At 65.9% G+C, this 23,128-nt stretch carries 19 protein-coding genes; 11 read left to right on the plus strand and 8 right to left on the minus strand.

Features of this window, described 5'->3' with window-relative positions; all coding sequences use genetic code 11:
- Positions 1-129: 129 nt before the first annotated feature.
- The 3 genes from HV766_RS12495 to fdxA all read right to left on the minus strand — a co-directional run bounded on the left by HV766_RS12495 (position 130) and on the right by fdxA (position 2,742).
- Entirely contained in the window at positions 130-1,356 is a 1,227-nt protein-coding gene (locus HV766_RS12495; RefSeq protein ID WP_119450983.1) for a polyhydroxyalkanoate depolymerase, read from the minus strand.
- A gap of 212 nt (positions 1,357-1,568) precedes the next feature.
- The gene (locus HV766_RS12500; protein ID WP_054450568.1) at positions 1,569-2,369 is read right to left on the minus strand and encodes a ferredoxin--NADP reductase; all 801 of its coding nucleotides are present in this window, start codon (positions 2,367-2,369) and stop codon (positions 1,569-1,571) included.
- 49 nt (positions 2,370-2,418) lie between these two features.
- Positions 2,419-2,742, minus strand: a complete 324-nt coding sequence (gene fdxA / locus HV766_RS12505) for a ferredoxin FdxA (protein WP_006389264.1) — start codon at positions 2,740-2,742, stop codon at positions 2,419-2,421.
- A 156-nt stretch (positions 2,743-2,898) separates the two neighbouring features.
- Between fdxA and pncB the strand changes: the two genes are divergently transcribed.
- Both pncB and HV766_RS12515 read left to right on the plus strand, forming a co-directional pair.
- Complete coding sequence (gene pncB, locus HV766_RS12510) at positions 2,899-4,074, plus strand: nicotinate phosphoribosyltransferase (RefSeq protein ID WP_054450570.1); 1,176 nt, start codon at positions 2,899-2,901, stop codon at positions 4,072-4,074.
- A 72-nt stretch (positions 4,075-4,146) separates the two neighbouring features.
- Complete coding sequence (locus tag HV766_RS12515; protein WP_042796825.1) at positions 4,147-4,497, plus strand: RidA family protein; 351 nt, start codon at positions 4,147-4,149, stop codon at positions 4,495-4,497.
- Between the two features lie 94 nt (positions 4,498-4,591).
- Here HV766_RS12515 and HV766_RS12520 read toward each other — a convergent pair whose 3' ends face one another.
- Both HV766_RS12520 and HV766_RS12525 read right to left on the minus strand, forming a co-directional pair.
- Positions 4,592-5,101 carry an NAD(P)H-dependent oxidoreductase gene (locus tag HV766_RS12520; protein WP_175181232.1) on the minus strand — a complete coding sequence of 170 codons (510 nt, stop codon included), beginning with the start codon at positions 5,099-5,101 and terminating at the stop codon, positions 4,592-4,594.
- Positions 5,098-5,931 (minus strand): M90 family metallopeptidase, encoded by an 834-nt coding sequence (locus tag HV766_RS12525; RefSeq protein WP_119450980.1) that lies wholly within the window; start codon positions 5,929-5,931, stop codon positions 5,098-5,100. The genes HV766_RS12520 and HV766_RS12525 overlap by 4 nt, the downstream gene beginning before the upstream one ends.
- A 105-nt stretch (positions 5,932-6,036) precedes the next feature.
- Here HV766_RS12525 and HV766_RS12530 point away from each other — a divergent pair, with 105 nt between their 5' ends.
- Positions 6,037-8,304 carry a RelA/SpoT family protein gene (locus tag HV766_RS12530; RefSeq protein ID WP_054450575.1) on the plus strand — a complete coding sequence of 756 codons (2,268 nt, stop codon included), beginning with the start codon at positions 6,037-6,039 and terminating at the stop codon, positions 8,302-8,304.
- 40 nt (positions 8,305-8,344) lie between these two features.
- On the opposite strand, the gene HV766_RS12535 is transcribed toward HV766_RS12530, so the two are convergent.
- Complete coding sequence (locus HV766_RS12535; protein ID WP_059374811.1) at positions 8,345-9,658, minus strand: MFS transporter; 1,314 nt, start codon at positions 9,656-9,658, stop codon at positions 8,345-8,347.
- Positions 9,659-9,778: 120 nt separating this feature from the next.
- Between HV766_RS12535 and argE the strand changes: the two genes are divergently transcribed.
- From argE to HV766_RS12570, 7 genes are all read left to right on the plus strand, one after another.
- Positions 9,779-10,930: an acetylornithine deacetylase gene (gene argE / locus HV766_RS12540; protein WP_054450578.1), complete on the plus strand. Its 1,152-nt coding sequence runs from the start codon at positions 9,779-9,781 to the stop codon at positions 10,928-10,930.
- A 131-nt stretch (positions 10,931-11,061) separates the two neighbouring features.
- Positions 11,062-12,261: a tryptophan synthase subunit beta gene (gene trpB / locus HV766_RS12545; RefSeq protein WP_054451311.1), complete on the plus strand. Its 1,200-nt coding sequence runs from the start codon at positions 11,062-11,064 to the stop codon at positions 12,259-12,261.
- A gap of 10 nt (positions 12,262-12,271) precedes the next feature.
- A complete protein-coding gene (trpA, locus tag HV766_RS12550) occupies positions 12,272-13,135 on the plus strand; it encodes a tryptophan synthase subunit alpha (RefSeq protein ID WP_054450579.1) in 864 nt (287 codons plus the stop codon).
- A gap of 35 nt (positions 13,136-13,170) precedes the next feature.
- Positions 13,171-14,046 (plus strand): acetyl-CoA carboxylase, carboxyltransferase subunit beta, encoded by an 876-nt coding sequence (gene accD, locus HV766_RS12555; RefSeq protein WP_054450581.1) that lies wholly within the window; start codon positions 13,171-13,173, stop codon positions 14,044-14,046.
- A 234-nt stretch (positions 14,047-14,280) separates the two neighbouring features.
- Positions 14,281-14,829, plus strand: a complete 549-nt coding sequence (locus HV766_RS12560) for an acyloxyacyl hydrolase (protein WP_054450583.1) — start codon at positions 14,281-14,283, stop codon at positions 14,827-14,829.
- Positions 14,830-15,117: 288 nt separating this feature from the next.
- Positions 15,118-16,125: a Bug family tripartite tricarboxylate transporter substrate binding protein gene (locus HV766_RS12565; protein WP_175181233.1), complete on the plus strand. Its 1,008-nt coding sequence runs from the start codon at positions 15,118-15,120 to the stop codon at positions 16,123-16,125.
- Between the two features lie 46 nt (positions 16,126-16,171).
- On the plus strand, positions 16,172-17,719 hold the full coding sequence (locus HV766_RS12570) for a UxaA family hydrolase (protein ID WP_054450586.1): 1,548 nt from the start codon (positions 16,172-16,174) through the stop codon (positions 17,717-17,719).
- 122 nt (positions 17,720-17,841) lie between these two features.
- On the opposite strand, the gene HV766_RS12575 is transcribed toward HV766_RS12570, so the two are convergent.
- Positions 17,842-18,777: a dihydrodipicolinate synthase family protein gene (locus tag HV766_RS12575; RefSeq protein WP_054450588.1), complete on the minus strand. Its 936-nt coding sequence runs from the start codon at positions 18,775-18,777 to the stop codon at positions 17,842-17,844.
- Between the two features lie 173 nt (positions 18,778-18,950).
- On the opposite strand from HV766_RS12575, the gene HV766_RS12580 reads away from it, so the two are divergent.
- The gene (locus tag HV766_RS12580) at positions 18,951-19,847 is read left to right on the plus strand and encodes a LysR family transcriptional regulator (protein ID WP_054450590.1); all 897 of its coding nucleotides are present in this window, start codon (positions 18,951-18,953) and stop codon (positions 19,845-19,847) included.
- Positions 19,848-19,989: 142 nt separating this feature from the next.
- Here HV766_RS12580 and HV766_RS12585 read toward each other — a convergent pair whose 3' ends face one another.
- Entirely contained in the window at positions 19,990-23,022 is a 3,033-nt protein-coding gene (locus HV766_RS12585) for an Rne/Rng family ribonuclease (RefSeq protein ID WP_175181234.1), read from the minus strand.
- Between the last annotated feature and the right edge of the window lie 106 nt (positions 23,023-23,128).

Consider the following 23,128-nt stretch of genomic DNA (forward strand, 5'->3'; position numbering starts at 1 on the left):
CAGGGACCCCAAACGCGAATCGCGCGCAACCCATCAAACAGCGCTGAGATTTCCAGTCACCGCTGTTTGATGGGTTGCGCGCGTCGGAGGTCCGGATTCTAGTCCGGCTTGACTCGCGCTACACCCATCCTACGCAGATTGCCGGATGAATTCGGCAATTTTAGGACAGATCATTTCGCGCCAGCGGCGGCCCGAGAAAATGCCGTAGTGGCCGCAGTTGGGCGCCGTGTAGTGCGTCTTGCGCTCGGCCGGGATGTTCTTGCACAGCTTGATGGCGGCGCGCGTCTGGCCCTGGCCGGAGATGTCGTCCAGTTCGCCTTCGATGGTGAGCAGGGCGACCTTCTTGATGTCCGCCGGACGCACCAGCTTGCCGTCCACTTCCCAGGTGCCGTTGGGCAGCTGGAACTCCTGGAACACCATGCGGATCGTGTCCAGATAGAACTCGGCCGGCATGTCCAGCACGGCGTTGTATTCGTCATAGAAGCGGCGGTGCGCTTCGGCGTCGCTGTCGTCGCCGCGCAGCAGGTCCAGGTAGAAGTCGTAATGCGACTTCATGTGGCGGTCGGGGTTCATGGCCATGAACCCCGCGTGCTGCAGGAAACCCGGGTAGACCTTGCGGCCCGCGCCCGGATAGCGCGGCGGCACCGGATGGATGACCTGGTTCTCGAACCAGCTGTAGGGCTTGGTCGTGGCCAGGCGGTTGACCTGCGTGGGCGACTGGCGCGGGTCGATGGGACCACCCATCATCACCATGCTGCGCGGCTGACAGGGATCGTTGGCGGAGGCCATCAGCGAGACGGCGGCCAGCACCGGCACCGTCGGCTGGCACACGGAAATCACGTGCACGTCCGGACCCAGGTGGCGGATGAAATCCTGCACGTAGCGCACGTAGTCGTTCAGATGGAACGGACCGGCCGACAGCGGCACCATGCGGGCGTCGACCCAGTCGGTGACGTAGACGTCGTGGGCCGGCAGCAGGGCGCGCACGGTGTCGCGCAGCAGGGTGGCGTGGTGGCCGGACAGCGGCGCCACCAGCAGGACCTTGGGATCGTCGCGGCCCGTGTGGCGGACATCGCGCTGGAAGTGCAGCAGGCGGCAGAACGGCTTGTCGATGGCCACGCCTTCGATGACGCGGACGGACTTGCCGTTGATTTCGGTGGTGGGCAGGTTCCAGGCAGGCTTCTGGTATTCCTTGCCGATGCGGGTCATCAGCTCATACCCGGCTGCCATCTGGCGGGAGATCGGGGTATAGGCGAGAGGGCTGTAGGGACTGGAAAACAGCTGAGAACCGGCGTCCGTAAATGCAGCGAACGGAGTCAGGAAGGCGCGCTGCATTTCGTGCAATTGATACAGCATTTGAGAAAAGTCCTTCTGGGTCGTGCGTGTGTCCCGATTATTGCTCCGGGCACTAACGATATTTCTAAACAGCCTGAAGAAACGCCGACAAAAAAAGCAAATCTGTTGCTAAAAAGCGACCCAATACCCATTGAGCACCAGTTTAGGGCGCTTTTTACAACGTGCTGTCATACCAAAAGAAGGATTTATGCACTAAGTCGGACGGACCGAAGCTACCAGTAGTTTTCCACTGCCAGGTTGCCGGGGATGCCGCGGCGTCCAGGCTTGAAGCCGCGTTCGCCCAGCAGCTTGCGGGCGTCGGCCAGCATGTCGGGATTGCCGCAAAGCATGATCTTGGCCTGCTCGGGGTCCAGCGGCTGGCCTGCGAGCTGCTCCAGGCGGCCGTCGGCGATCAGCGTGGTCAGGCGTTCCTGCGGCATGCCGGGCAGGGCTTCGCGGGTGGCGATGGGTAGGTAGACGAGTTTCTGCGGATCCGCCGCGAAGAACTCGGCCAGCGCCGGCTGGTTGCGCCAGGATTCGATTTCGGTGCGGTAGGCGAGCTCCGCGGCGGTGCGCACTCCGTGCACCAGGATGATGCGGCGGTAGGCCCGCCAGACTGCCGGGTCGCGCAGGATCGAAAGGTAGGCAGACAGGCCCGTGCCCGAGGCCAGCAGCCAAAGATCGCCGCCCGGCGCGAAGCGCTCCAGGGTCAGAAATCCGTAGGGCGTCTTTTCCACATATAGCGAGTCGCCAGGCTGCAGCCGCGCCATGCGCGGACTGAACAGGCCTTCGGGGACCACGATGGAATAGAACTCCAGCCAGGGTTCGTGCGGCGCCGACACCATGGAATAGGCGCGCCACAGCGTGGGTTCGCCTTCCGAGGCGCCGGCTTCCGGCAGACCGACCCGGGCGAACTGGCCCGGCTGGAACGTATACGCGTCGTCGCGCGTCACGCGCACGGAGAACAGCTTGTCAGGCACCCAGGTGTGGACGTGGGTAACGGTCTGGCGCGTGTATTTGGAGTCGTCGGTCATCGGTACATCGCGCGAGGCCGGCCGCCAGGGCGGGGCCGGCGTTCGCGGATTATTTTTCCAGGTATTGCAGCTTGTCCTGCTTGCCATTCCATTCGTCGGCGTCGGGCAGGGGCTTCTTGGCACGGCTGATGCTGGCGAACTCGGGCGAGAGTTCGGCATTCAGGGCGATGAAATTCAACTGGTCCTGCGGCACGTCTTCTTCGGCGTAGATGGCATTGGCCGGGCATTCCGGGATGCAGACGGCGCAGTCGATGCATTCGTCAGGGTCGATCACGAGGAAGTTCGGACCCTCACGAAAACAGTCCACCGGGCACACGTCTACGCAGTCGGTGTACTTGCACTTAATACAGTTTTCGGTGACAACGTGGGTCATTCAGGAACTCCGGGAGCGGCGGCTTTTGTGTCTTGTTGGGCGGATTTTACCCAATGCCGCGCCGATGTGCCGGCAATACCCGTATTGACATAGTGGCCCTTCGCCCTGAACAGCGGGAGCTCTATGCTATGGTGTCGCGAAACGAAACGCGCCATCATGATAATCACTTCGCTGCTCGACACCGATCTGTATAAATTCAGCATGATGCAGGTGGTTCTGCATCATTTTCCCGCTGCCCAGGTCGAGTACCGTTACAAATGCCGCACGCCCGGGGTCGACCTGCGTCCCTACCTGGACGAAATCCGCGAGGAAGTGCATCAGCTATGCCAGTTGCGCTTCACCGAGGACGAACTTAAATATCTGGGCGGCTTGCGCTTTATCAAAAGCGACTTCGTCGATTTCCTCGAACTGTTCCATCTGCCGGAGCGCTGCATTCACATCGGCGTGGGCGATGGGCCGGGCGAAATCAGCATCGAGGTCAAAGGCCCCTGGCTGCATACGATCCTGTTCGAGATCCCGGTGCTGGCCATCGTCAACGAGGTCTATTTCCGCAACACCCGCAAGAATCCCGACTGGGAAGAGGGCCGCAAGCGCTTGCAGTCCAAGATGCACCTGGTGCTGGACGATCCGGCGCTGGCCGATTTCCGCGTGGCTGAGTACGGCACGCGGCGCCGCTTTTCCAAGATCTGGCACGAAGAAATCGTGTCCACCATGAAGTCGCAGATGGGCGTGCATTTCGCCGGCACCAGCAACGTGCTGCTGGCCAAGCAACACGAAGTGCTGCCCCTGGGCACGATGGGCCACGAATACCTGCAAGCCTGCCAGGCGCTGGGTCCGCGGCTGCGCGATTCGCAGGTGTACGCGCTGGAGGTTTGGGCCAAGGAATACCGTGGCGACCTGGGCATTGCGCTGTCGGACGTCTACGGCATGGATGCCTTCCTGCGTGATTTCGACATGTATTTCTGCAAGCTGTTCGACGGCGCGCGGCATGATTCGGGCGATCCCTTCGTCTGGGGCGAGCGCCTGCTCGAGCACTACCGCAAGAACCGCGTGGATCCGCGCGCCAAGACGCTGGTGTTCTCGGATTCGCTGACTTTCCCGCGCGCCATCGAGCTGGCCCGCCAGTTTTCCGGTCGCTGCAAGGTGTCCTTCGGCATCGGTACCAACCTGACCAACGACCTGGGCCACGAGCCCCTGCAGATCGTCATGAAGATGGTCCGCTGCAATGGCCAGCCGGTGGCCAAGGTGTCCGACGCGCCGGAAAAGACCATGTGCGACGATCCGGCCTACCTGGCCTATCTGCGCCAGGTATTCCAGCTGCCCCCCGCCTGACGGCGGCTCGGGGTAAATTGCGGGTTCTTCAGTATCGTTCCACCCAACCCACTCGAATCTAGGGGACTATTCATGAGCAGCATCAAGCGCTTCCACGTGGCCAAGCGCCTGTCCGACATGGCCGTGTACAACGGCGTCGCGTACCTGGCCGGCCAGGTGCCGGACGATTCCACGCTGGACATCACCGGCCAGACCGAACAGGTGCTCGCCACGATCGACCGCCTGCTGGCCGAAGCCGGCACTGACAAGACCAAGATCCTGATGGCCCAGATCTACGTGGCCAACATGAAGGAATTCGATGGCATGAACAAGGCCTGGGACGCCTGGGTCGCCGACGGCAATTCGCCTCCGCGCGCCACCGTCGAAGCCCGCCTGGCCAATCCGGACTACAAGGTCGAAATCGTCGTGACGGCTGCCGTCTAAGACGCCTGCCGCGTCGGGCGCCCCGGGCGCCTGATGCGTGCACGGGGCGGGCTGGCGCGTGCGCCACCCGTCTCATCATCCCGCGTTGTGCCGGCTACTGCCCGAGCAACAGCGTCGCGGCCAGCAGGCCGCCCAATTCCTCGCATTTCGCAATATCCGCGCCGGCCATGATCTTGGGCGCCAGGATCTGCTGCGCCGTCTGCGCACCCATGTTGACGATGAGCGCCGGCGCCAGCGCGTTGAGCCGCCAGCCCGTGCAGATGCGCTCGACCTGCCGCGCCGCACCCGCGCCGTCGCTGCCCGCGCTGATGGCGCAGGCGTAGGGCAAGCCTTGTATCCGGTCCAGCACCGCGTAATAGTTGCGGTCGAAGAATTCCTTCATCTCGCCGCTCAGCGAGGCCAGGTTCTCGGGGGCGCAGAACAGGTAGGCCTGGCTGGCGAGCATTTCTTCGGCCTGCGTGTCGGCGGCGCGCCGCAAGACCACGTCCAGGTCTGCCGTCTGTTCCAGTTGCGCGGCGGCCGCGCGCGCGCCGCGCGCAGCGGCTTCGGCCATCTGCCGCGCGGCGCCGGTGCGCGAATGCCACACGATCAGCAGCTGTTTCATGCGTAGCGTTCCAGCGGATCCTGCCGGTAGTAGGCCCGCAGCAGCCCATACCATTGCGGCAGCGCTTCGTGCATGGGGTAGGGATCCACGAAGAAGTGTTCCGAGCTGACCGCGAAGAACTCGGCTTCGTCGGTGGCGGCATACGGGTCCATCGGCAGTTGGCCGTACCAGGCGTCGGCGGCCTCGCTTTCCGGATCCACATCATGCGGGATGGCGGCCTCGACCGCGTCCACGGCAGCGATGAAGCGGTCCAGGCTGTCGTCCAGGATGCGGCGCCAGGCCTGTGGCTTGAGTTCGGGGTGCGCGGCCAGCGAGGGCATGCCGTCGGCATAGCCCGAACGCAGGTCCAGTTTGTGGGCGAACTCGTGGATGACCACGTTGAAGCCGCCGTCGGAGAACTGCGTGTCTTCCCAGGACAGCACCAGCGGCCCGCCTTCCCAGGCTTCGCCGGCGGCGTCCTCCAGGTATTCGTGCACCACGCCGTCATCGTCCTGGCGCGAGCGCGGGATGCGGAAGCTGGCGGGGTACACGATGATCTCGTCCCAGCCTTCATACAGTTCGGGCGCCAGGTTGAGGATGGGCAGGCTGGCCTGGGCCGCGATGCTCAGGCGCATGAAGTCCGAGACCTCCAGTCCTTGCGCGCCGTTGATGTGCTTGCTGGCCAGCAGCCAGGCCGAACGCGCCTGCAACTGGGCCGCTTCATCGGCTTTCAATGCCGCCAGGAACGGGTGGGCGTCCAGCACCTGTTGCCACAGTTCCGGGGAGATGCGGGCCTGCATTTCGGCCACCGCGGAGGGGCGGGCGCCCCGGCCCTTGAGCCAGCGCAACATAAGCTTCGGTTCCTTCCATATGCCGGGGCTAGCGGCTGCTTTTGGTGTCTACAAACCCTAGTGTAGAGTGTCGGGATATCAAACTACATCCGCCTGCCGTCCGTCATGTCCGCCCCGCCTGTTCCCGACGCGCCTACGCCTTTCGACGCTACCTGGCGCCAGGAGGTAGGCGCCGGCCTGGATGCCGAGGGCGTGGCGCTGATCGACCAGGCCGTGGCCTGGGCCGAACCGCGTTTCGAAGGGCAGCAGGCGCTGACCGGCGAACCCCTGGCCGGACACGGCGCGGGCGTGGTCCGCATCCTGGCGGCCTTGCATACCGATGCCGCCACCCGCGCCGCGGCGCTGCTGGCTGCCTTGCCGACCGACCTGATGGCGCCCGCGCCGTCCCTGCGCAGCGATCCGGTCGCGGCCGCCTTCGGTCCCGAGATCGCGCGGCTGGTGCAGGGCACGCGCGCGCTGCTGCGCCTGGGCGTGGTGGCGCGGCAGGCGAGCGACGCCGCCGCCGAAAGCGGCTCGCAAAAGGAAATGCAGCGCAAGATGCTGCTGGCCATGGCGGCCGACCTGCGCATCGTGCTGATGCGGCTGGCCTCGCGCCTGCGCACCTTGCGCTGGCACGCGGAAAGCAAGGCGCCGTGCTCCACCGATTTCGCCCGCGAAACCCTGGACCTGTATGCGCCGCTGGCGAACCGCCTGGGGATCTGGCAGATCAAGTGGGAAATGGAAGATCTGGCGTTCCGCTTCCTGGAGCCCGACAAGTACAAACAGATCGCCCGCCTGCTGGAAGAAAAGCGGGTGGAGCGCGAAGCCTTCATCGCCGGCGCCATCGAGCGCCTGCAGACGGGATTGGCCAAGGCGGGCGTCGAGGCCGAGGTCAGCGGCCGGCCCAAGCACATCTACAGCATCTGGAACAAGATGCGCGTGAAGCGGCTGGATTTCTCGCAGATGTACGACCTGCGCGCGCTGCGCATCATCGTTGACGACGTGCGCGCCTGCTATACGGCGCTGGGCATGGTGCACGAAATGTGGACGCCGATCTCGGAAGAATTCGACGACTATATTTCGCGGCCCAAGCCCAACGGTTACCGCTCGCTGCACACGGTGGTGGCCGACGACGACGGCCGTCCCTTCGAAGTGCAGATCCGCACGCGCGAAATGCATCAGTTCGCCGAATACGGCATGGCCGCGCATTGGCGCTACAAGGAAGCGGGCGCCAAGGGCGGCCAGGTGGCGGCCTCCAGCGAATACGACCGGCAACTGGCGTGGATGCGGCAACTACTGGCCTGGAACAGCGATGTCGAGGGCGGCGGCGAACCCGCCCAGCCCGCGCCCGCCAAGCCGGCATCGGGCAGGCAGCGCGGCCCGGCGGCGGCGCCGGCCCATACCGATGAGCGCATCTACGTGCTGACGCCGCAGGCGCGCGTGATCGAACTGCCCGCCGGCGCCACGCCGGTCGATTTCGCCTATCACCTGCACACCGACCTTGGCCACCGTTGCCGCGGCGCCCGCGTCGACGGGCAGATGGTGCCGCTGCAGACCCATCTGTCCACCGGCCAGACCGTGGAGATCATCTCCGCCAAGTCCGGCGGGCCGTCGCGCGACTGGCTCAACCCGCAGCTGGGCTTTCTGGCCAGTCCGCGGGCCCGCGCCAAGGTGCGCATGTGGTTCAACGCGATCGAATTGCAGCAGCGCATCACGCAGGGCCAGGCGCTGGTCGAAAAGGAATTGCAGCGGCTGGGCAAGACTGCCGTCAATCTGGAACAGCTGGCGCAGAACCTGGGATTCGCCCGCGCCGACGACCTGTACGTGGCGGCGGCCAAGGAAGAGTTCAGCCTCCGGCAGATCGACACCCTGTTCCAGCAGCCCGGGCCGGTCGTCGAGCCGCAGCCGGCCGCCTTGCGCCATGCCAGCGCCGGCAGCGCCGAGAAAAGCGGCAAGAGCGGCGTGCTGGTGGTGGGGGTGGGGTCGCTCTTGACGCAGCTGGCGCGCTGCTGCCGTCCGGCGCCGCCCGATCCGATCGCCGGCTTTGTCACGCGCGGACGCGGGGTGTCGATCCACCGCAGCGATTGCCACAGCTATCTGGCGCTGGCCGCGCGAGAGCCGGAGCGCGTCATCGAGGTGGCCTGGGGCGAAACCGCCGACACGTTCTACCCGGTGGACATCAGTGTGCGCGCGCACGACCGTTCCGGCCTGTTGCGGGACCTGTCCGAAGTCTTTGCGCGGCTGCGCCTGAACGTGGTGGGCGTGAACACACAGAGCAAGCAGTCGCTGGCCCATATGGTGTTCACGGTGGAAGTGCGCGGCGGGGAATCGCTGTCGCGCGCGCTGGACGCCCTGGCCGAAGTGCCGGGCGTGTCGTCGGCGACACGCCGCTAGGCGGGAAACCCGGGCCGGGCGGCCCGGGTGGGAGCAGGACTCAGTTGTCCAGCTCTTCGTGCGCGCGGTCGCGCATGTAGAACGCGGCGATCAGCCCCAGCGCCACGCCGAACATCACGTAATAGGCGGGCGCCATCGGCGAGCCGGTGGTCTTGATCAGCCAGGTCACGATGAACTGCGCGAAACCGCCGAAGATCATCACGGCCACGTTGTAGGCCAGGGACAGGCCCACCGAGCGCACGCGCGCGGGGAACAGTTCCGCCATCACCGTGCTGAACACGCCGAAGAATGCCGACACGAACAGGCAGACCACGACCTGCACGGCCAGCAGGCGGCCGATGGAAGGCGCATCCGACAGCCAGTAGTACAGCGGGTACAGCACGATCAGGTAGCCGATGAGCGAGCCGATCACCAGGGGGCGTCGGCCGATGCGGTCGGACCAGGCGCCCATGAAGGGCGTCAGCAGCACCATCAGCGCCGCGCCCGCCATCTGCACCAGGAAGGTCTGGTTCAGCGGCAGCTTCAGGATCTGCGTAGAGTAGGTCACCAGATACGTGAAGGTGATGTAGATGGACACGGTCGCGGTCACGACCAGGCCCACGCCGATCAGCGCTTCGCGGGTATGCGTCTTCAGCATCTGGCCCAGGCTCAGGCGCTGCACGTCGCCGCGGGCGGCGGCTTGGCGCTCTTCTTCCTTGATCTGCTTGAACGCGTCGGTTTCATCGACGTTGCGGCGGATATAGATGGCGATGGGGACAATGACCAGGCCGAACGCGAACGGCAGGCGCCATGCCCAGTCGGCGATCTGTTGCGGGGTGAAGAACTCGGTGATGAGCGTGCCGCAGGCCGCGCCGATCAGCAGCGCCAGCATCTGGCCGGCCATCTGCCAGGAACCGTAGAAGCCGCGCTTGCCGTTGGGCGCCATCTCGATCAGCAGCGCCGTCGAGGTGCCGAATTCGCCGCCGGCGGAGAAGCCCTGCAAGAGGCGAGCGATCAGGATGAAGATCGGGGCCAGGATGCCGGCCGCGTGGTAGGTGGGGGCCACGGTGATCAGCGCGATCGACACGGCCATCAGCGAGGTCACCATGACCATGGCGGCCTTGCGGCCTTTCTTGTCGCCGTACAGGCCAAGGATGATGCCGCCCACGGGGCGCATGAAGAAGCCGACGCCGAAAATGGCGGTGGTCATCAGGATGGCGTTCAGCTCGCTGCCGGGAACGCTTGGGTCGGTGGGGAAGAACAGCTTCGAGATGATCGGCGTCATGAACGCGAACACCAGGAAGTCATACCATTCGAGGGCATTGCCTATTACTGCCGCCACGATGTTGCGTGTGGGAACTGCTTTGTGCTGCACGGTTTCTCCTTGGGGTTTGCCTAACCGGGCGACATTCTAGGCGCTTCGCGCGCCGGACCACGCCGAGACGCGGAGGCGCGCTGGCCTTACACTCCTGTTTTTCCCCAAGAGAGTAGTGACATGAACGCGCGCACCTGGCTGGAAACGCTGGTTGGCTTTGACACCACCAGCCGTAATTCCAATCTTGCCCTGATCGAAACCGTCCGGGATTGGCTCAAGGGCCAGGGCGTCGACGCATGGCTGGCGCACAATCCGGAGCGCACCAAGGCCAACCTGTTCGCGACCTTGCCCGCCCAGGACGGCGGCATGCAGGGCGGCATCGTGCTGTCCGGCCACACCGACGTGGTGCCGGTCGACGGCCAGGAATGGAGCACGGATCCGTTCAAGCTCGTCGAAAAGGACGGCCTGCTCTATGGCCGCGGCAGCTGCGACATGAAGGGTTTCATCGCCAGCTCGCTGGCAATGGTGCCGGAATTCCTGGCCATGCCGCGCAAGAAGCCGATGCACCTGGCGTTCTCGTATGACGAGGAAGTCGGCTGCGCCGGCGCGCCCTACATGCTGGCCGACCTGCACGAACGCGGCATCCGCCCCGAAGGTTGCGTGGTGGGCGAACCCACCGGCATGCAGGTGGTGGTGGCGCACAAGGGCATCAACCTGTTCCGCTGCAAGGTGCACGGCAAGGCGGCGCACTCGTCGCTGACCCCGCGCGGCTGCAACGCCATCGAATATGCCGCCCGCCTGATCTGCCGCATCCGCGACCTGGCCGACAGCTTCAAGGCCAACGGCCCCTACGACCAGTTCTACGACGTGCCGTTCTCCACGATGACCACCAACCAGATCCGGGGCGGCATCGCGGTCAATACCATCCCCGAACTGTGTGAATTCACCTACGAATTCCGTAACCTGCCCGGCATGCAGCCCGACGAGATCCAGGCAGAAGTTGAAAAATACGTGCGCGAAGAGCTCCTGCCGCGCATGAAGGCCGAGTTCGACGGCGCCAGCATCGAAATCGAGACGGGCGCGGCCGCGCCCGCCCTGGAAGCGTCCGAGGAAGCCGCCATCACCCAGCTGGTGCGCGCCCTGACCGAAGACCGCGCCACCCGCAAGGTTGCCTACGGCACCGAGGCCGGCCTGTTCCAGGGCATCGGCATCCCCACCGTGGTCTGCGGCCCCGGCCATATCGAACAGGCCCACAAGCCCAACGAGTACGTCGCGCTGGACCAGTTGGCTGCCTGCGACACCTTCCTGCGCCGCCTGGGGCAGTCGCTCTGAGGGCAGGCTGACGGTTCCCGGGGCGGCTGGGGCGTTGCCCCCGGCCGCTGCCGGCGTCAGGTAAAATGACGGGTTGCAAACCGGATTTGCGGCCGGCAGTGGCCTGCCGCGATACCCGGGGGAGATGCTTGGTGAAACCTTACGACTTTCCGGATGCCCAGGGCCATTTCGGCCCTTATGGCGGTGTTTTCGTGGCGGAAACGCTGATGCACGCGCTCGACGAGCTGCGCGCGGCCTATGACCATTACCGTGTCGACCCCGCCTTCCAGGAAGAGTTCAACTACGAACTCAAGCATTTCGTCGGCCGGCCCAGCCCGGTCTACCACGCACGCCGCTGGTCGGAAATGGTGGGCGGCGCCCAGATCTGGTTCAAGCGTGAAGACCTGAACCACACCGGCGCCCACAAGGTCAACAACTGCATCGGCCAGGCCTTGCTGGCCAAGCGCATGGGCAAGCCGCGCGTCATCGCCGAAACCGGCGCCGGCCAGCACGGCGTGGCCACCGCCACGGTGGCGGCCCGCTACGGCATGGAATGCGTGGTCTACATGGGCAGCGAAGACGTCCGCCGCCAGGCCTCGAACGTCTACCGCATGAAGCTGCTGGGCGCGACGGTGGTGCCGGTCACGTCCGGTTCGCGCACCCTGAAGGACGCGCTGAACGAAGCCATGCGCGACTGGGTCACCAACATCGAAAACACCTTCTACATCATCGGCACGGTGGCGGGTCCCGACCCCTATCCCCGCATGGTGCGCGATTTCCAGACCGTCATCGGCAACGAATGCCTGACGCAGATGCCCGAGGCCACCGGCCGCCAGCCCGACTACGTCGTGGCGGCGGTGGGCGGCGGCTCCAACGCCATGGGCATCTTCCATCCCTACATTCCGTACGAAAACGTGCGCCTGATCGGCGTCGAGGCGGCGGGCGAGGGCATGGACAGCGGCCGCCACGCCGCTTCCCTGGCCGCGGGCCAGGTGGGCGTGCTGCACGGCAACCGCACCTACGTCATGCAGGACGCCGACGGCCAGGTTCAGGAAACGCATTCGGTCTCCGCCGGCCTGGACTATCCCGGCGTGGGCCCGGAACATGCCTGGCTGAAGGACTCCGGCCGTGCCGAGTACGTCGGCATCACCGACGCGGAAGCCCTCAAGGCCTTCCACGATTGCTGCCGCATCGAAGGCATCATGCCCGCGCTGGAGTCCTCGCACGCCATTGCGCAAGCCGTGAAGATGGCCGCCACGCTGCCGCGCGACGCCGTCATCCTGGTCAACTTGTCGGGCCGTGGCGACAAGGACATGCATACCGTGGCCGAACAGGCCGGCATCGAGCTCTGAGGCCCTGTCCATGACCACTCGCATCGACCGCATTGCCGCCGCTTTTGCGCGCACCGCCGAATCGGGCCGCGCCGCGGCGCTGATTCCCTACATTGCCGCCGGCGATCCTTCGCCCGCCGCGACCGTTCCCCTGATGCATGCGCTGGTCGAGGCCGGCGCCGACGTCATCGAACTGGGCGTGCCGTTCTCCGATCCCATGGCCGACGGCCCGGTGATCCAGCGCGCCGCCGACCGCGCCATCGCGCAAGGCGTGGGCCTGGCCCGCGTGCTGGAGCTGGTGGCTGAATTCCGCCAGCGCGACGCATCCACGCCGGTGGTGTTGATGGGTTATGCCAACCCGATCGAACGCATGGGCCAGGCCGAGTTCGCGCGTCGCGCCGAGCAGGCGGGCGTGGACGGTGTGCTGGTGGTGGACTATCCGCCCGAAGAAGTCGTCGAGTTCGCCGCCACGCTGGGCGGGCACGGCATTGCGCCCATCTTCCTGCTGGCGCCCACGTCCACGGAAGCGCGCATCAAGGCCGTCGCCGAAGTGGCGCGGGGTTACGTGTACTACGTGTCGCTCAAGGGCGTCACGGGTTCGGGCTCGCTCAACACTGACGACGTTGCCGAGCGCCTGGCCGTGATCCGCCGCCACGTGCGCGACATTCCGGTGGGCGTGGGCTTCGGCATCCGCGACGCCGAAAGCGCCCAACGCGTGGCGCGCGCGGCGGATGCCGTCGTGATCGGCAGCAAACTGATTGAAACCATGGAGCAGGCGGCGGCGAATGCCCCCGCGGCCCAGAAAACCGACGCCGCAGTCACCGCCGCCAGCGGCTGGCTGCGCACCATCCGGCAAGCGCTGGATCAAGTAAAACGAGCAAGCGCGTCGGCCTGAGCGGCGGGCGTGACCTCATACGGGATGAATAATCAATGAGCTGGATCGAAAAACTCCTGCCTCCTCGCATCAATAAAACCAGCGAAAGCGGCCCCCGCCGCGTTCCCGAAGGCCTATGGGTGAAATGCCCGTCGTGCGAATCGGTGCTGTACAGCGAAGACCTCGCGGCCAACCTGCACGTCTGCCCCAAGTGCGACCACCACATGCGCATCGGGGCCCGTGCCCGCATCGACTCGCTGCTGGATGTCGAGGGCCGCGTCGAGATCGGCCAGACCACGCGTTCGGTCGACACGCTGAAGTTCAAGGACACCCGCAAGTACCCCGAGCGTCTGCAGGAAGCGGTCAAGCAGACCGGCGAAACCGACGCGCTGGTGGTCATGAGCGGTTCGATCCGCGGCGTATCCGCAACGCTGGCCTGCTTTGAATTCGAATTCATGGGCGGCTCCATGGGCTCGGTGGTGGGCGAGCGCTTCGCGCGCGGCGCCCAGGCCGCGCTGGACAACAAGACGCCCTTCATCTGCGTGGCTGCCTCGGGCGGCGCGCGCATGCAGGAAAGCCTGCTGTCGCTGATGCAGATGGCCAAGACCAATGCCATGCTGACCCGCCTGTCGGCGGCCGGCCTGCCGTTCATCAGCGTGTTGACCGACCCCACCATGGGCGGCGTGTCAGCCAGCTTCGCCTTCATGGGCGACGTGGTCATCGCAGAACCCAAGGCGCTGATCGGCTTTGCCGGCCCGCGCGTGATTGAACAGACCGTGCGCGAAAAACTGCCGGAAGGTTTCCAGCGCGCCGAGTTCCTGCTGCAGAAGGGCGCCATCGACATGGTCGTGGACCGCCGCCAGCTGCGCGAGGAAATCGCCCGCCTGCTGGCCTTGCTGACCAATCAACCGGCGGACGTGGTTACGGCCTGAGTTTGCCCCGGCCTGCGCCTGAGGGGACGGGCCAGACGAACAGCGCCAAGATGCCGCCGGCAGCCCAGGGCTTCCGGCGGCATTGTCATATGCGGCCCCGGGGCCGCATATGACGAACAATTTGCGGAACAGTGTTTTCCATCCGCGATGTTGCCTGCGTGCGACAAAGCTTGAGCCTTCCGGCCCGGATTTTGCTATGTTGCGTACTAGGTTTGAAATCTACGGAGTTTTCCAATGCAGTTGACCAAGAAGAAGATGCTTACCGGCCTTGTGGGACTTGCCCTGGCTGCAACCGCGTCGCTGGCAAGCGCCCAATCGTCCGAGGGTACTCAGGGCGGCGTCAGCGTGCATTACGGCATTGGAGACCACTATCAGCGCCTGACGATCAACTACGAAACGGCTTCGGTCTGGACCTACCAGTTCGGCGGCAACTGGGGCCGGCTGGACCTGACGCCCGAACTCGGCGCGTCGTACTGGAAGGCGAGCGGCTCGCGCTCCCCGGGCCATGTCTGGCAGCTCAACGCCATCCCGATGTTCCGCTGGTGGACCGGCGAACGCTTCTACATTGAAGCGGGTATTGGCGCCACGCTCTTCTCCAGCACGCGTTTCGCCGACGAGAACATCAGCACCGCTTTCCAGTTTGGCGACCACATCGGCATGGGCTTTCTCGTGACGCCGAACAATCGCATCGGCCTGCGCTATTCGCACTTCTCGAACGCCAGCATCAAGCGCCCGAACCCGGGCCTGGACGTGGTGCAGCTGACGTACACCTACCAGTTCTGATCACGCCATGTATGTGGGCGTGGCGCGGCCCCAAGGGCCCGCCGCACAGACAGATCCACCCTCAGGGGTGGATTTTTTTTGGGCTGCTGTGCTGCATTGCGGCAAGTCCAATTTGATACCTCAAAAATATTATGTTCTGACGCTGCGTATACATACTTGTTGGTAGGGAGTGCAATCGCCAGAATGCTCTGGCACTGCACAACACACAACGAGCCGCCGCGCGGCTCCGCCCGGCACGCTTGGCTGCGGCCGGGGAGGGGCGCGCCGATGGCATACGGAGACCAACGCATGAACACCCCCTGTACGCCCGCGCGTCCCCTGACGCGCATGACGGTAGCCCTAGGCCTGGGCCTCGCGCTTTTCTGCGGCTCATCCGCCGCCATGGCCGAGGAGTTTCCTAACAAGCCGCTGCGCATGGTCGTGGGCTTTGCCCCGGGAGGCGGCGCGGACATCGTGGCGCGCCTGGTCGGCGCCAAGATGGCAGAAAGCCTGGGGCAGCAGGTGGTGGTCGAAAACCGGGCCGGCGCCACCGGCACCATCGCCGCCGACAACGTCGCCCGTTCGCCTGCCGATGGCTACTCGCTGTTCCTGGGTTCGCAGTCCACCATGGTGGTGGCGCCTTCGCTGTTCCCGTCCTTGCCCTTCAAGCCCGAGAAGGACTTTGCGCCGGTATCGCAGATCGTGACCATGCCGCTGATCCTGGTGGTCAATCCAGCCTTGGTGGATGCCAAGACCGTACAGGAGCTGACGGAACAGATCCGCAAGGCCGGGGATGGCGCAATGAGCTATGCCTCGTCCGGCCAGGGCGGCCCGCAGCACATAGCCGGCGAGCTGTATGCGCACATGGTGGGCACCAAGGTGACGCATGTGCCGTACAAGGGCGAATCGGCCGCCATGGCCGACGTGCTGGGCGGGCACGTGCCGTACATGTTCGCCAATCTGCCTGTGGCCTTGCCTCACATCGCATCGGGCAAGGTCCGGCCGTTGGCCATTACCAGCCTGAAGCGCGACCCCAAGGCGCCGCAAATCCCGACCCTGGCCGAGTCCGGGTTCAAGGACTTCGAAGTGTCGACCTGGTATGGCGTGTTCGCGCCGGCCAATACGCCCAAGCCCGTGGTGGCCAAGCTTTCCGATTCCATCCGCGCCGCCGTGCAGCAGAACGATATGCAGGCCAAGCTCAGCGAGCAGGGTTTCACGGTGGTGGGCAGCGATTCCGATACCTTCACGCGTTTCGTGGGTACGGAGCTGCCGCGCTGGTCGGTGCTGATCCGCGACATAGGCATCAAACCCGAATAGGCGTCCAGCCCGCGCGGGCGAGCCTTTATCCCTACGAGATCCAGACATGATCGATTTCACTGAAAAACGTGCAGCCGGCCCCGTCATCCGGCTGCATTCCGCGGACAACGTCGTGGTGGCGCGCGTGCCCATCGGCATAGGCATGGCCGTACCCTCCGAAGGCATCGTCAGCCGCAGCCAGATCCCGGCCGGGCATAAGATCGCGGCGCGCGACCTGCGCGCCGGCGAGCCCATCCTCAAGTACAACGTCTGCATCGGCTTTGCAGCGGGCGACATTCCGGCCGGCACCTACGTCCATTCGCACAACATGGACTTCCAGGAGTTCGACCGCGACTACGCGCACGCCCGCGACTACGTCGCGACGCCGGTCCTGCCCGAGTCCGAGCAGGCGCGCTTTCTTGGTATCGTGCGCGCCAACGGACAGGTCGCCACGCGCAACTACATCGGGGTCATGGCGACGGTCAACTGTTCGGCGACGGTGGTGCATCGCATTGCCGAAGCTTTCACGCCGCAGCTGATGGCCGCCTATCCCAATGTGGACGGCGTGGTGGCGTTGAGCCATGGCATGGGCTGCGGCATGGAAATGTCCGGCGAACCCATGGATTTGTTGCGCCGGACGATGGGCGGTTACGCCTGTCACGCCAACTTCGCCGCCGTGCTGATCGTCGGGCTGGGCTGCGAGCGCAATCAGCTGGATGCCTTGCTCAAGGACCAGGGCCTGGAGGCGGGCGCGCGGTTGAAGACTTTCATCATGCAGGAGACCGGCGGCACGCGCAAAACCATCGAGGCGGGCGTCGCCGCGGTGCAGGCGCTGCTGCCCGAGGCCAATCGGGTCGAGCGCGTGCCGGTGCCGGCGCGGCATCTGACGGTGGGCCTGCAATGCGGCGGTTCGGACGGCTTTTCGTCCATCACCGCCAATCCCGCATTGGGGGCGGCCATGGACATCCTGGTGCGCCACGGCGGCACCGCCATCCTGTCCGAAACGCCTGAGATCTATGGCGTGGAGCACACCTTGACCTCGCGCGCCCGCAACCGCGAGGTCGGCGAAAAGCTGGTGCAGCGCATCCGCTGGTGGAAGGAAGAGTACTCGCCGGGGCGCGACGTGCAGATCAACGGCAAGGTCAGTCCGGGCAACCAGATGGGCGGATTGGCCAATATCTTCGAGAAGTCGCTGGGCTCTTCGATGAAGGGCGGCACCACGGCGTTGATGGAGGTCTACCGCTACGCGGAGCCGGTGCGCCAGCCCGGCATGGTGTTCATGGACACGCCGGGCTTCGACCCCGTGTCCGCGACCGGACAGATCGCCGGCGGGGCCAACATGATCTGTTTCACCACCGGGCGCGGTTCGATGTTCGGCGCCAAGCCCGTGCCCTCGATCAAGCTGGCGACCAATACGCCGATGTATGAAAGGCTGACGGAGGACATGGACGTCAATTGCGGCGACATCCTGGACGGCACCGCGACGCTACAGGAAGTGGCGCAGCGCATCTTCGAGGAAATCCTGCTGGTGGCCTCCGGCACGCGCAGCAAGAGCGAGCTGCTGGGACTGGGCGATCACGAGTTCGTGCCCTGGAACATCGGCGTGGTGAGCTGAGCGGCACCGCCAAAAGAAGCGCCCCGGCGCACGGCTTCAGGTCGCCGTGCGCCGGGGCGCTTCGTGCTGCGGATATTGCGCTGTTCAATCCCGCGGACAACTAGCGCCCGCGGGATTGGGCGCTAGTTGTCCGCCAGGGTCTGCGCGCCGGGCATGTCGAAGCCGTTCTCATCCAGGGCGGCCTGCAAGGCGGTGCGCTGTTCAGCGTTCAGTTCCACCAGGGGCGGGCGTACCGTCGCCCAGGCCGGATCGCCGGATTTCCAGGCAATCGCGGCCTTCATCGCGGGGATCATGGGGAATTTGCCGAACACGTTGCGGGTCGCGTTCAGACCGGCCTGGCGAGCGTCGGCGTCGGCTTCCTGCCAGCGCTGCTGCAGGGCGACGATGGGGCCCGGATTGACGTTGCCGGTGGCGGTGATGCAGCCCACGCCGCCCGCGCGCAGGGTCTGCAGCAGGAAGGCTTCGCTGCCCGCGTAGACCTTGAAGCCGCGCGGCGCGAAGCGTTCGATCATGGCCGCCGTGTTGTTCCAGTCCCCACCACTGTCCTTTACCCCGGCGACCTGGCCGGGATAGCGGTCGAGCAGGCGGTCGATCAGGTCCAGGCTCAGCGGCACCTGGCTCACGGGAGGGATGTGATACAGGTACATGCGCAACCGGTCGTCGCCCACGCCTTCGATCAGTTCGGCGTAGTAGCGGAACAGGCCTTCGTCGCTCACGCCCTTGTAATAGAAGGGGGGCAGGACCAGCACGCCCATGCTGCCGCTGCGCACGGCGTGGCGTGTCAATTCGATCGCGTCGGGCAGCGCGCAGGCGCCCGTGCCGGGCATCAGCGCCGACGGTTCCACGCCCGCTTCCAGCAGCGCGTCCAGCAGGCTGCGCTTTTCCGACAGGGCGAGCGAGTTGGCTTCCGAGTTGGTGCCGAATATGGCCAGCCCGACGGATTGTTCGCGCAGCCAGCGGCAGTGCTTCACATAGCGTCCCAGCGCCGGGCGATAGGCTGCGTCGAATGGCGTCAGGACCGGAGAAAAAACGCCGGGAATGCTGGCTTGGGTGCTCATTGTCTCTACTCGTTTTCTGATGAATGAAAAGGACGCGCCACGGGGCGCAGCGGCAACGTCTGATTCTGGCACCGAAGCGGCCAGTGAACATCTGCTGTTTAATTGCTTCAATCCATAAAATTGTTGTGGTTTGCCCTGGCGCAAACCATGCCTGCAGAAAAAGGGGGGACGCTTTGGATACGCGATATGTGCAGAGCTTTGTGTCGGTGGTCGAATGCGGATCGCTGGCGGAGGCCGCGCGCCGGCTGGACCTGACCCCCGCTGCCATTGCGGCGCGGGTGCGCACCCTGGAGGAAGAGCTGGGCGCCACGCTCATCAAGCGCGTGGGCCGCAGCGTCAAGGCGACCGAAGCGGGCCTGAAAGTGCTGGAACGAGCCCGCAGCGTGCTGCGCGAAGTGCGCGACCTGCGGGCCAGCGCCAGCGACGACGCGCCCTTGGGCGAGTTGAGGCTGGGCGTGTCGGTGTCGGCGCTGACGGGCATCATGCCCACCGTGCTGGCGCGCCTGTACCGGCGCCTGCCCAAGCTGGCCGTTTTCGTGGAGCCAGGCACCTCCAATCACCTGTACCACCGGGTGATCAACGGCGACCTGGACGCGGCCTTCATCGTCAAACCGCAATTCAACCTGTCCAAGGGCTACGCCTGGAAATTGGTGGCGGAAGAGCCGCTGGTGGTGCTGGCGCCGCCCGATACCGTAAGCAATGACGCCCACGAGCTGATGAGCACGCAGCCTTTCATACGCTATGACCGCAACGTCTGGGGCGGCCGGCTGGCGGACCAGTATCTGCGCCAGCACGGCATCGTGCCGCGCGAGCGCCTGGAGGTCGACGGCCTGATGGGCATCGCCTGCATGGTGTCGGAAGGGCTGGGCGTGTCGCTAGTGCCCGATTGGGCGCCGGATTGGGTGGACAGCCGGCGCGTCAAGCGAGTGCCGCTGCCGGGGCGCGCGCCTCTGCGCTGCATGGGGATCATCTGGGCCCGGCATATGCCGCATTCGGCGTTGGCGGAAGCGTTCGTCGAAGAGGCCGGCCTGGCTTTGAACCTGCCCGCGGAGCCGATAGAGGACGAGTGAGCGGCCGAGGGGGCGCGCTGCGAATCGCGCGGGGCGTCGCTGCCCTGCGGACCCACCATGAAAAACACCCCGTACGCTGGATCGGTATCCAGCGTACGGGGTGCGATGTGCTGCCAGTCGCAAGCCCTTGCGGGCCTGCGGCTTAGTGGCGCGTTTCGACCTGAACCAGCGGTTCGTTGGAAACGGCCGCGACCGGCTTGCGCTCGCGGCCCAGGCGGACCGGCGTGTGCGCAGCGGCGATACGCAGCTGGGTCTGGGCGTGGCGGTCCGGATCGGTCTCCACCCACTGCAGGCCAGCGGCATTCACCACGTCGTGCAGGGCCTGGGCCTTGGCCGACGGGGCGACAGCCGGCACCACGATGGGTTGGCTGGCTGCAGGAGCCGGGGCAGCCACTTCCTGTGCGACAGGCGCGACAGGAACTGCCGGGGCGACCGGTGCGGGGGCGGGAGCAACCACGGGCTCGACGGCGGCGGCTTCCACCGGCGCCGGCTCGGTCGCTGCGGGGGCGGAAACCTCGCTCGCGGCCTGCACGGACACCGGCTGGGCCACGGGTTCGACGGCTTGCTCGGCTTGGGCCTGCACGGGCGCTGCCGGCTGGGTTTCAACCGGAGCAGCGGCAACCTGGACGGGCTCGGCTGTCGTGGTTTCGGGCTGCTGGGCTTGCGCCGGAGCGGCCTGGACATGTGCGGCAGGTTCCTCGGTTTGCGCAGCGGTCACGGCGGGCTGGGCAGCGGCTTCTTCCGACTGTTCGATGCTGTCGTCGTCAGCGCCATCTTCCTGCTGGTCGTCGCTGCCGGCCAAGCCAGCTTCTTCCTGGCTGCGGCGGCCACGGCGGCTGCGGCGGCGGCGGCGCTTGCGCTCGGGATCGGCGGCGCCTTCGGCGCCTTCCACGGCGGGTACGCCATCGGCGGTCTGTTCGAGCACGGCTTCGGCTTCGCCGGCCTCGGCGGTCACCGCGGCGGCTTCAGGAGCCGGTTTGGTTTCGGGCAGGGCGGTGGCGACCGTCTGCGCCAGGGCGGCGACCATGCTTTCCTGTTCGCTCATCGGGGCGTCGGACTGGCCTTCCTCGCGGCGATTGCGGCCACGGCCGCGGCGACGGTTGCGGCCGGCGCCGCTGTCCTCGCCGCCAGCTTCCACGGCTTGCTCGGGGCGGTGGGACGCCAGGGCAGCTTGCGCAGCCTGGGTGTCGCGTTCGCCACGGGCGTCGTTGCGGTTGTTGCGGTCGCCGCGTTCCTGGCGCTCGCCCTCGGCGCGGCGGTTGCCGCGGACGTGGTGGCGGCCGCCTTCGCTGCCCTCGGCGCCTTCGCCGCGGGATTCGCCGCGGCGGTTGCGGTTGCGGTCCGAACCATGGCGTTCGCCACGGCGTTCCTGGCCGTCATGGCTGCTGCGGCCCTTGCCGCGGCCGGAGCTGGCGCGCTTGGCGCTGTCTTCCTGGGCAGCGGGAGCGGGCTTGGCCGCTTCGGAGCTGCCGCCCAGCCACCCGAACAGGCGCTTGAACAGGCCGCCCAGGCCGCCGGTTGCTGCCGGCGCGGGAGCCGGCGCAGCGGGAGCCGGGGTCGAAACAGGAGCGGGCTGCGAGGGCGTGATGCCCTTGACCAGCGCTTCCGGACGCGACTTGATTTCGTGCTCGCGCGGCTGCCAGGGGGCGTCCGTGGCCGGGGCTTCAACCAGTTCGAAGCTGGTCTTCAGTTCTTCCAGGCGCGGATCGTCGTGGCGCAGGCGCTCGATGTGGTGGTGCGGCGTTTCCAGATGCTTGTTGGGGATCAGCATCAGGTTGACCTTGAGGCGGGCTTCCATCTTGGTGATGTCGGCGCGCTTTTCGTTCAGCAGGTAGGTTGCAACGTCGACCGGCACTTGGGCGTGCACGGCGGCGGTGTTTTCCTTCATGGCCTCTTCCTGCAGCAGGCGCAGCACATGCAGGGCGCTGGACTCGGCGTCGCGGATCACGCCGGTGCCGTTGCAGCGCGGGCAGGTGATGTGCGAGCCTTCGTTCAGGGCGGGACGCAGGCGCTGGCGCGACAGTTCCATCAGGCCGAAGCGCGAAATCTTGCCCATCTGGACGCGGGCGCGGTCGAAGTGGAGGGCGTCACGCAGGCGCTGTTCGACGGCGCGCTGGTTCTTGCTGTCCTCCATGTCGATGAAGTCGATGACGATCAGGCCGCCCAGGTCGCGCAGGCGCAACTGGCGGGCCACTTCATCGGCTGCTTCCGAGTTGGTGCGCAGCGCGGTTTCCTCGATGTCGGCGCCGCGCGTGGAGCGGGCCGAATTGACGTCCACGGAAACCAGGGCTTCGGTGTGGTCGATGACGATGGCGCCGCCCGAGGGCAGCGTGACCGTGCGCGAGTACGCCGTTTCGATCTGGTGTTCGATCTGGAAACGGGAGAAGAGGGGGATATCGTCGCGGTAGCGTTTGACGCGCTGGACGTTGTCCGGCATCACCACGCTCATGAAGGCCGTGGCCTGGTCGGCGATCTCGTCGGTATCGATGAGGATCTCGCCGATTTCCGGGGAGAAGTAGTCGCGGATGGCCCGGATGACCAGGCTGGATTCCAGGTAGATCAGGATCGGCGCGGAGTTGTCGCGCGCGGCGCCGTCGATCGCGGTCCAGAGCTGCAACAGGTAGGACAGGTCCCACTGGAGCTCTTCGACGTTGCGGCCGATGCCGGCGGTGCGGGCGATGATGCTCATGCCCTGGGGCAGATCGAGCTGCTCCATCGTGTCGCGCAGTTCCTGGCGGTCCTCGCCCTCGACGCGGCGCGAAACGCCACCGCCACGGGGATTGTTGGGCATCAGGACCAGGTAGCGGCCGGCCAGCGAGATGAACGTGGTCAGGGCGGCGCCCTTGTTGCCGCGCTCTTCCTTTTCAACCTGGACGATCAGTTCCTGGCCTTCGCGCAGGGCGTCCTGGATGCGGGCGCTGCGGACGTCCACGCCTTCCTTGAAGTAGCTGCGGGCCACTTCCTTGAAAGGCAGGAAACCGTGACGGTCTTCACCGTAGTTGACGAAGCAAGCTTCGAGGCCGGGTTCGATCCGGGTGATGACACCTTTGTAGATATTGCCTTTGCGTTGTTCGCGGCCGGCAGTCTCGATGTCGAGGTCGATGAGTTTTTGCCCATCGACGATAGCGACGCGTAATTCTTCCTGATGCGTCGCATTGAACAGCATGCGCTTCATGAGAGGGGTTCTCCGTTGTCATGACGCGCCGATATCGGCGCGTGACCTCGGGTCACTCGGGCTGCGGGCTGAAGCGGGCAAGAGTTGCGGACCGTACCTGGGCGGC

The sequence above is a fragment of the Achromobacter aegrifaciens genome, assembly GCF_902859735.1.
GTDB lineage: Bacteria > Pseudomonadota > Gammaproteobacteria > Burkholderiales > Burkholderiaceae_B > Achromobacter > Achromobacter aegrifaciens.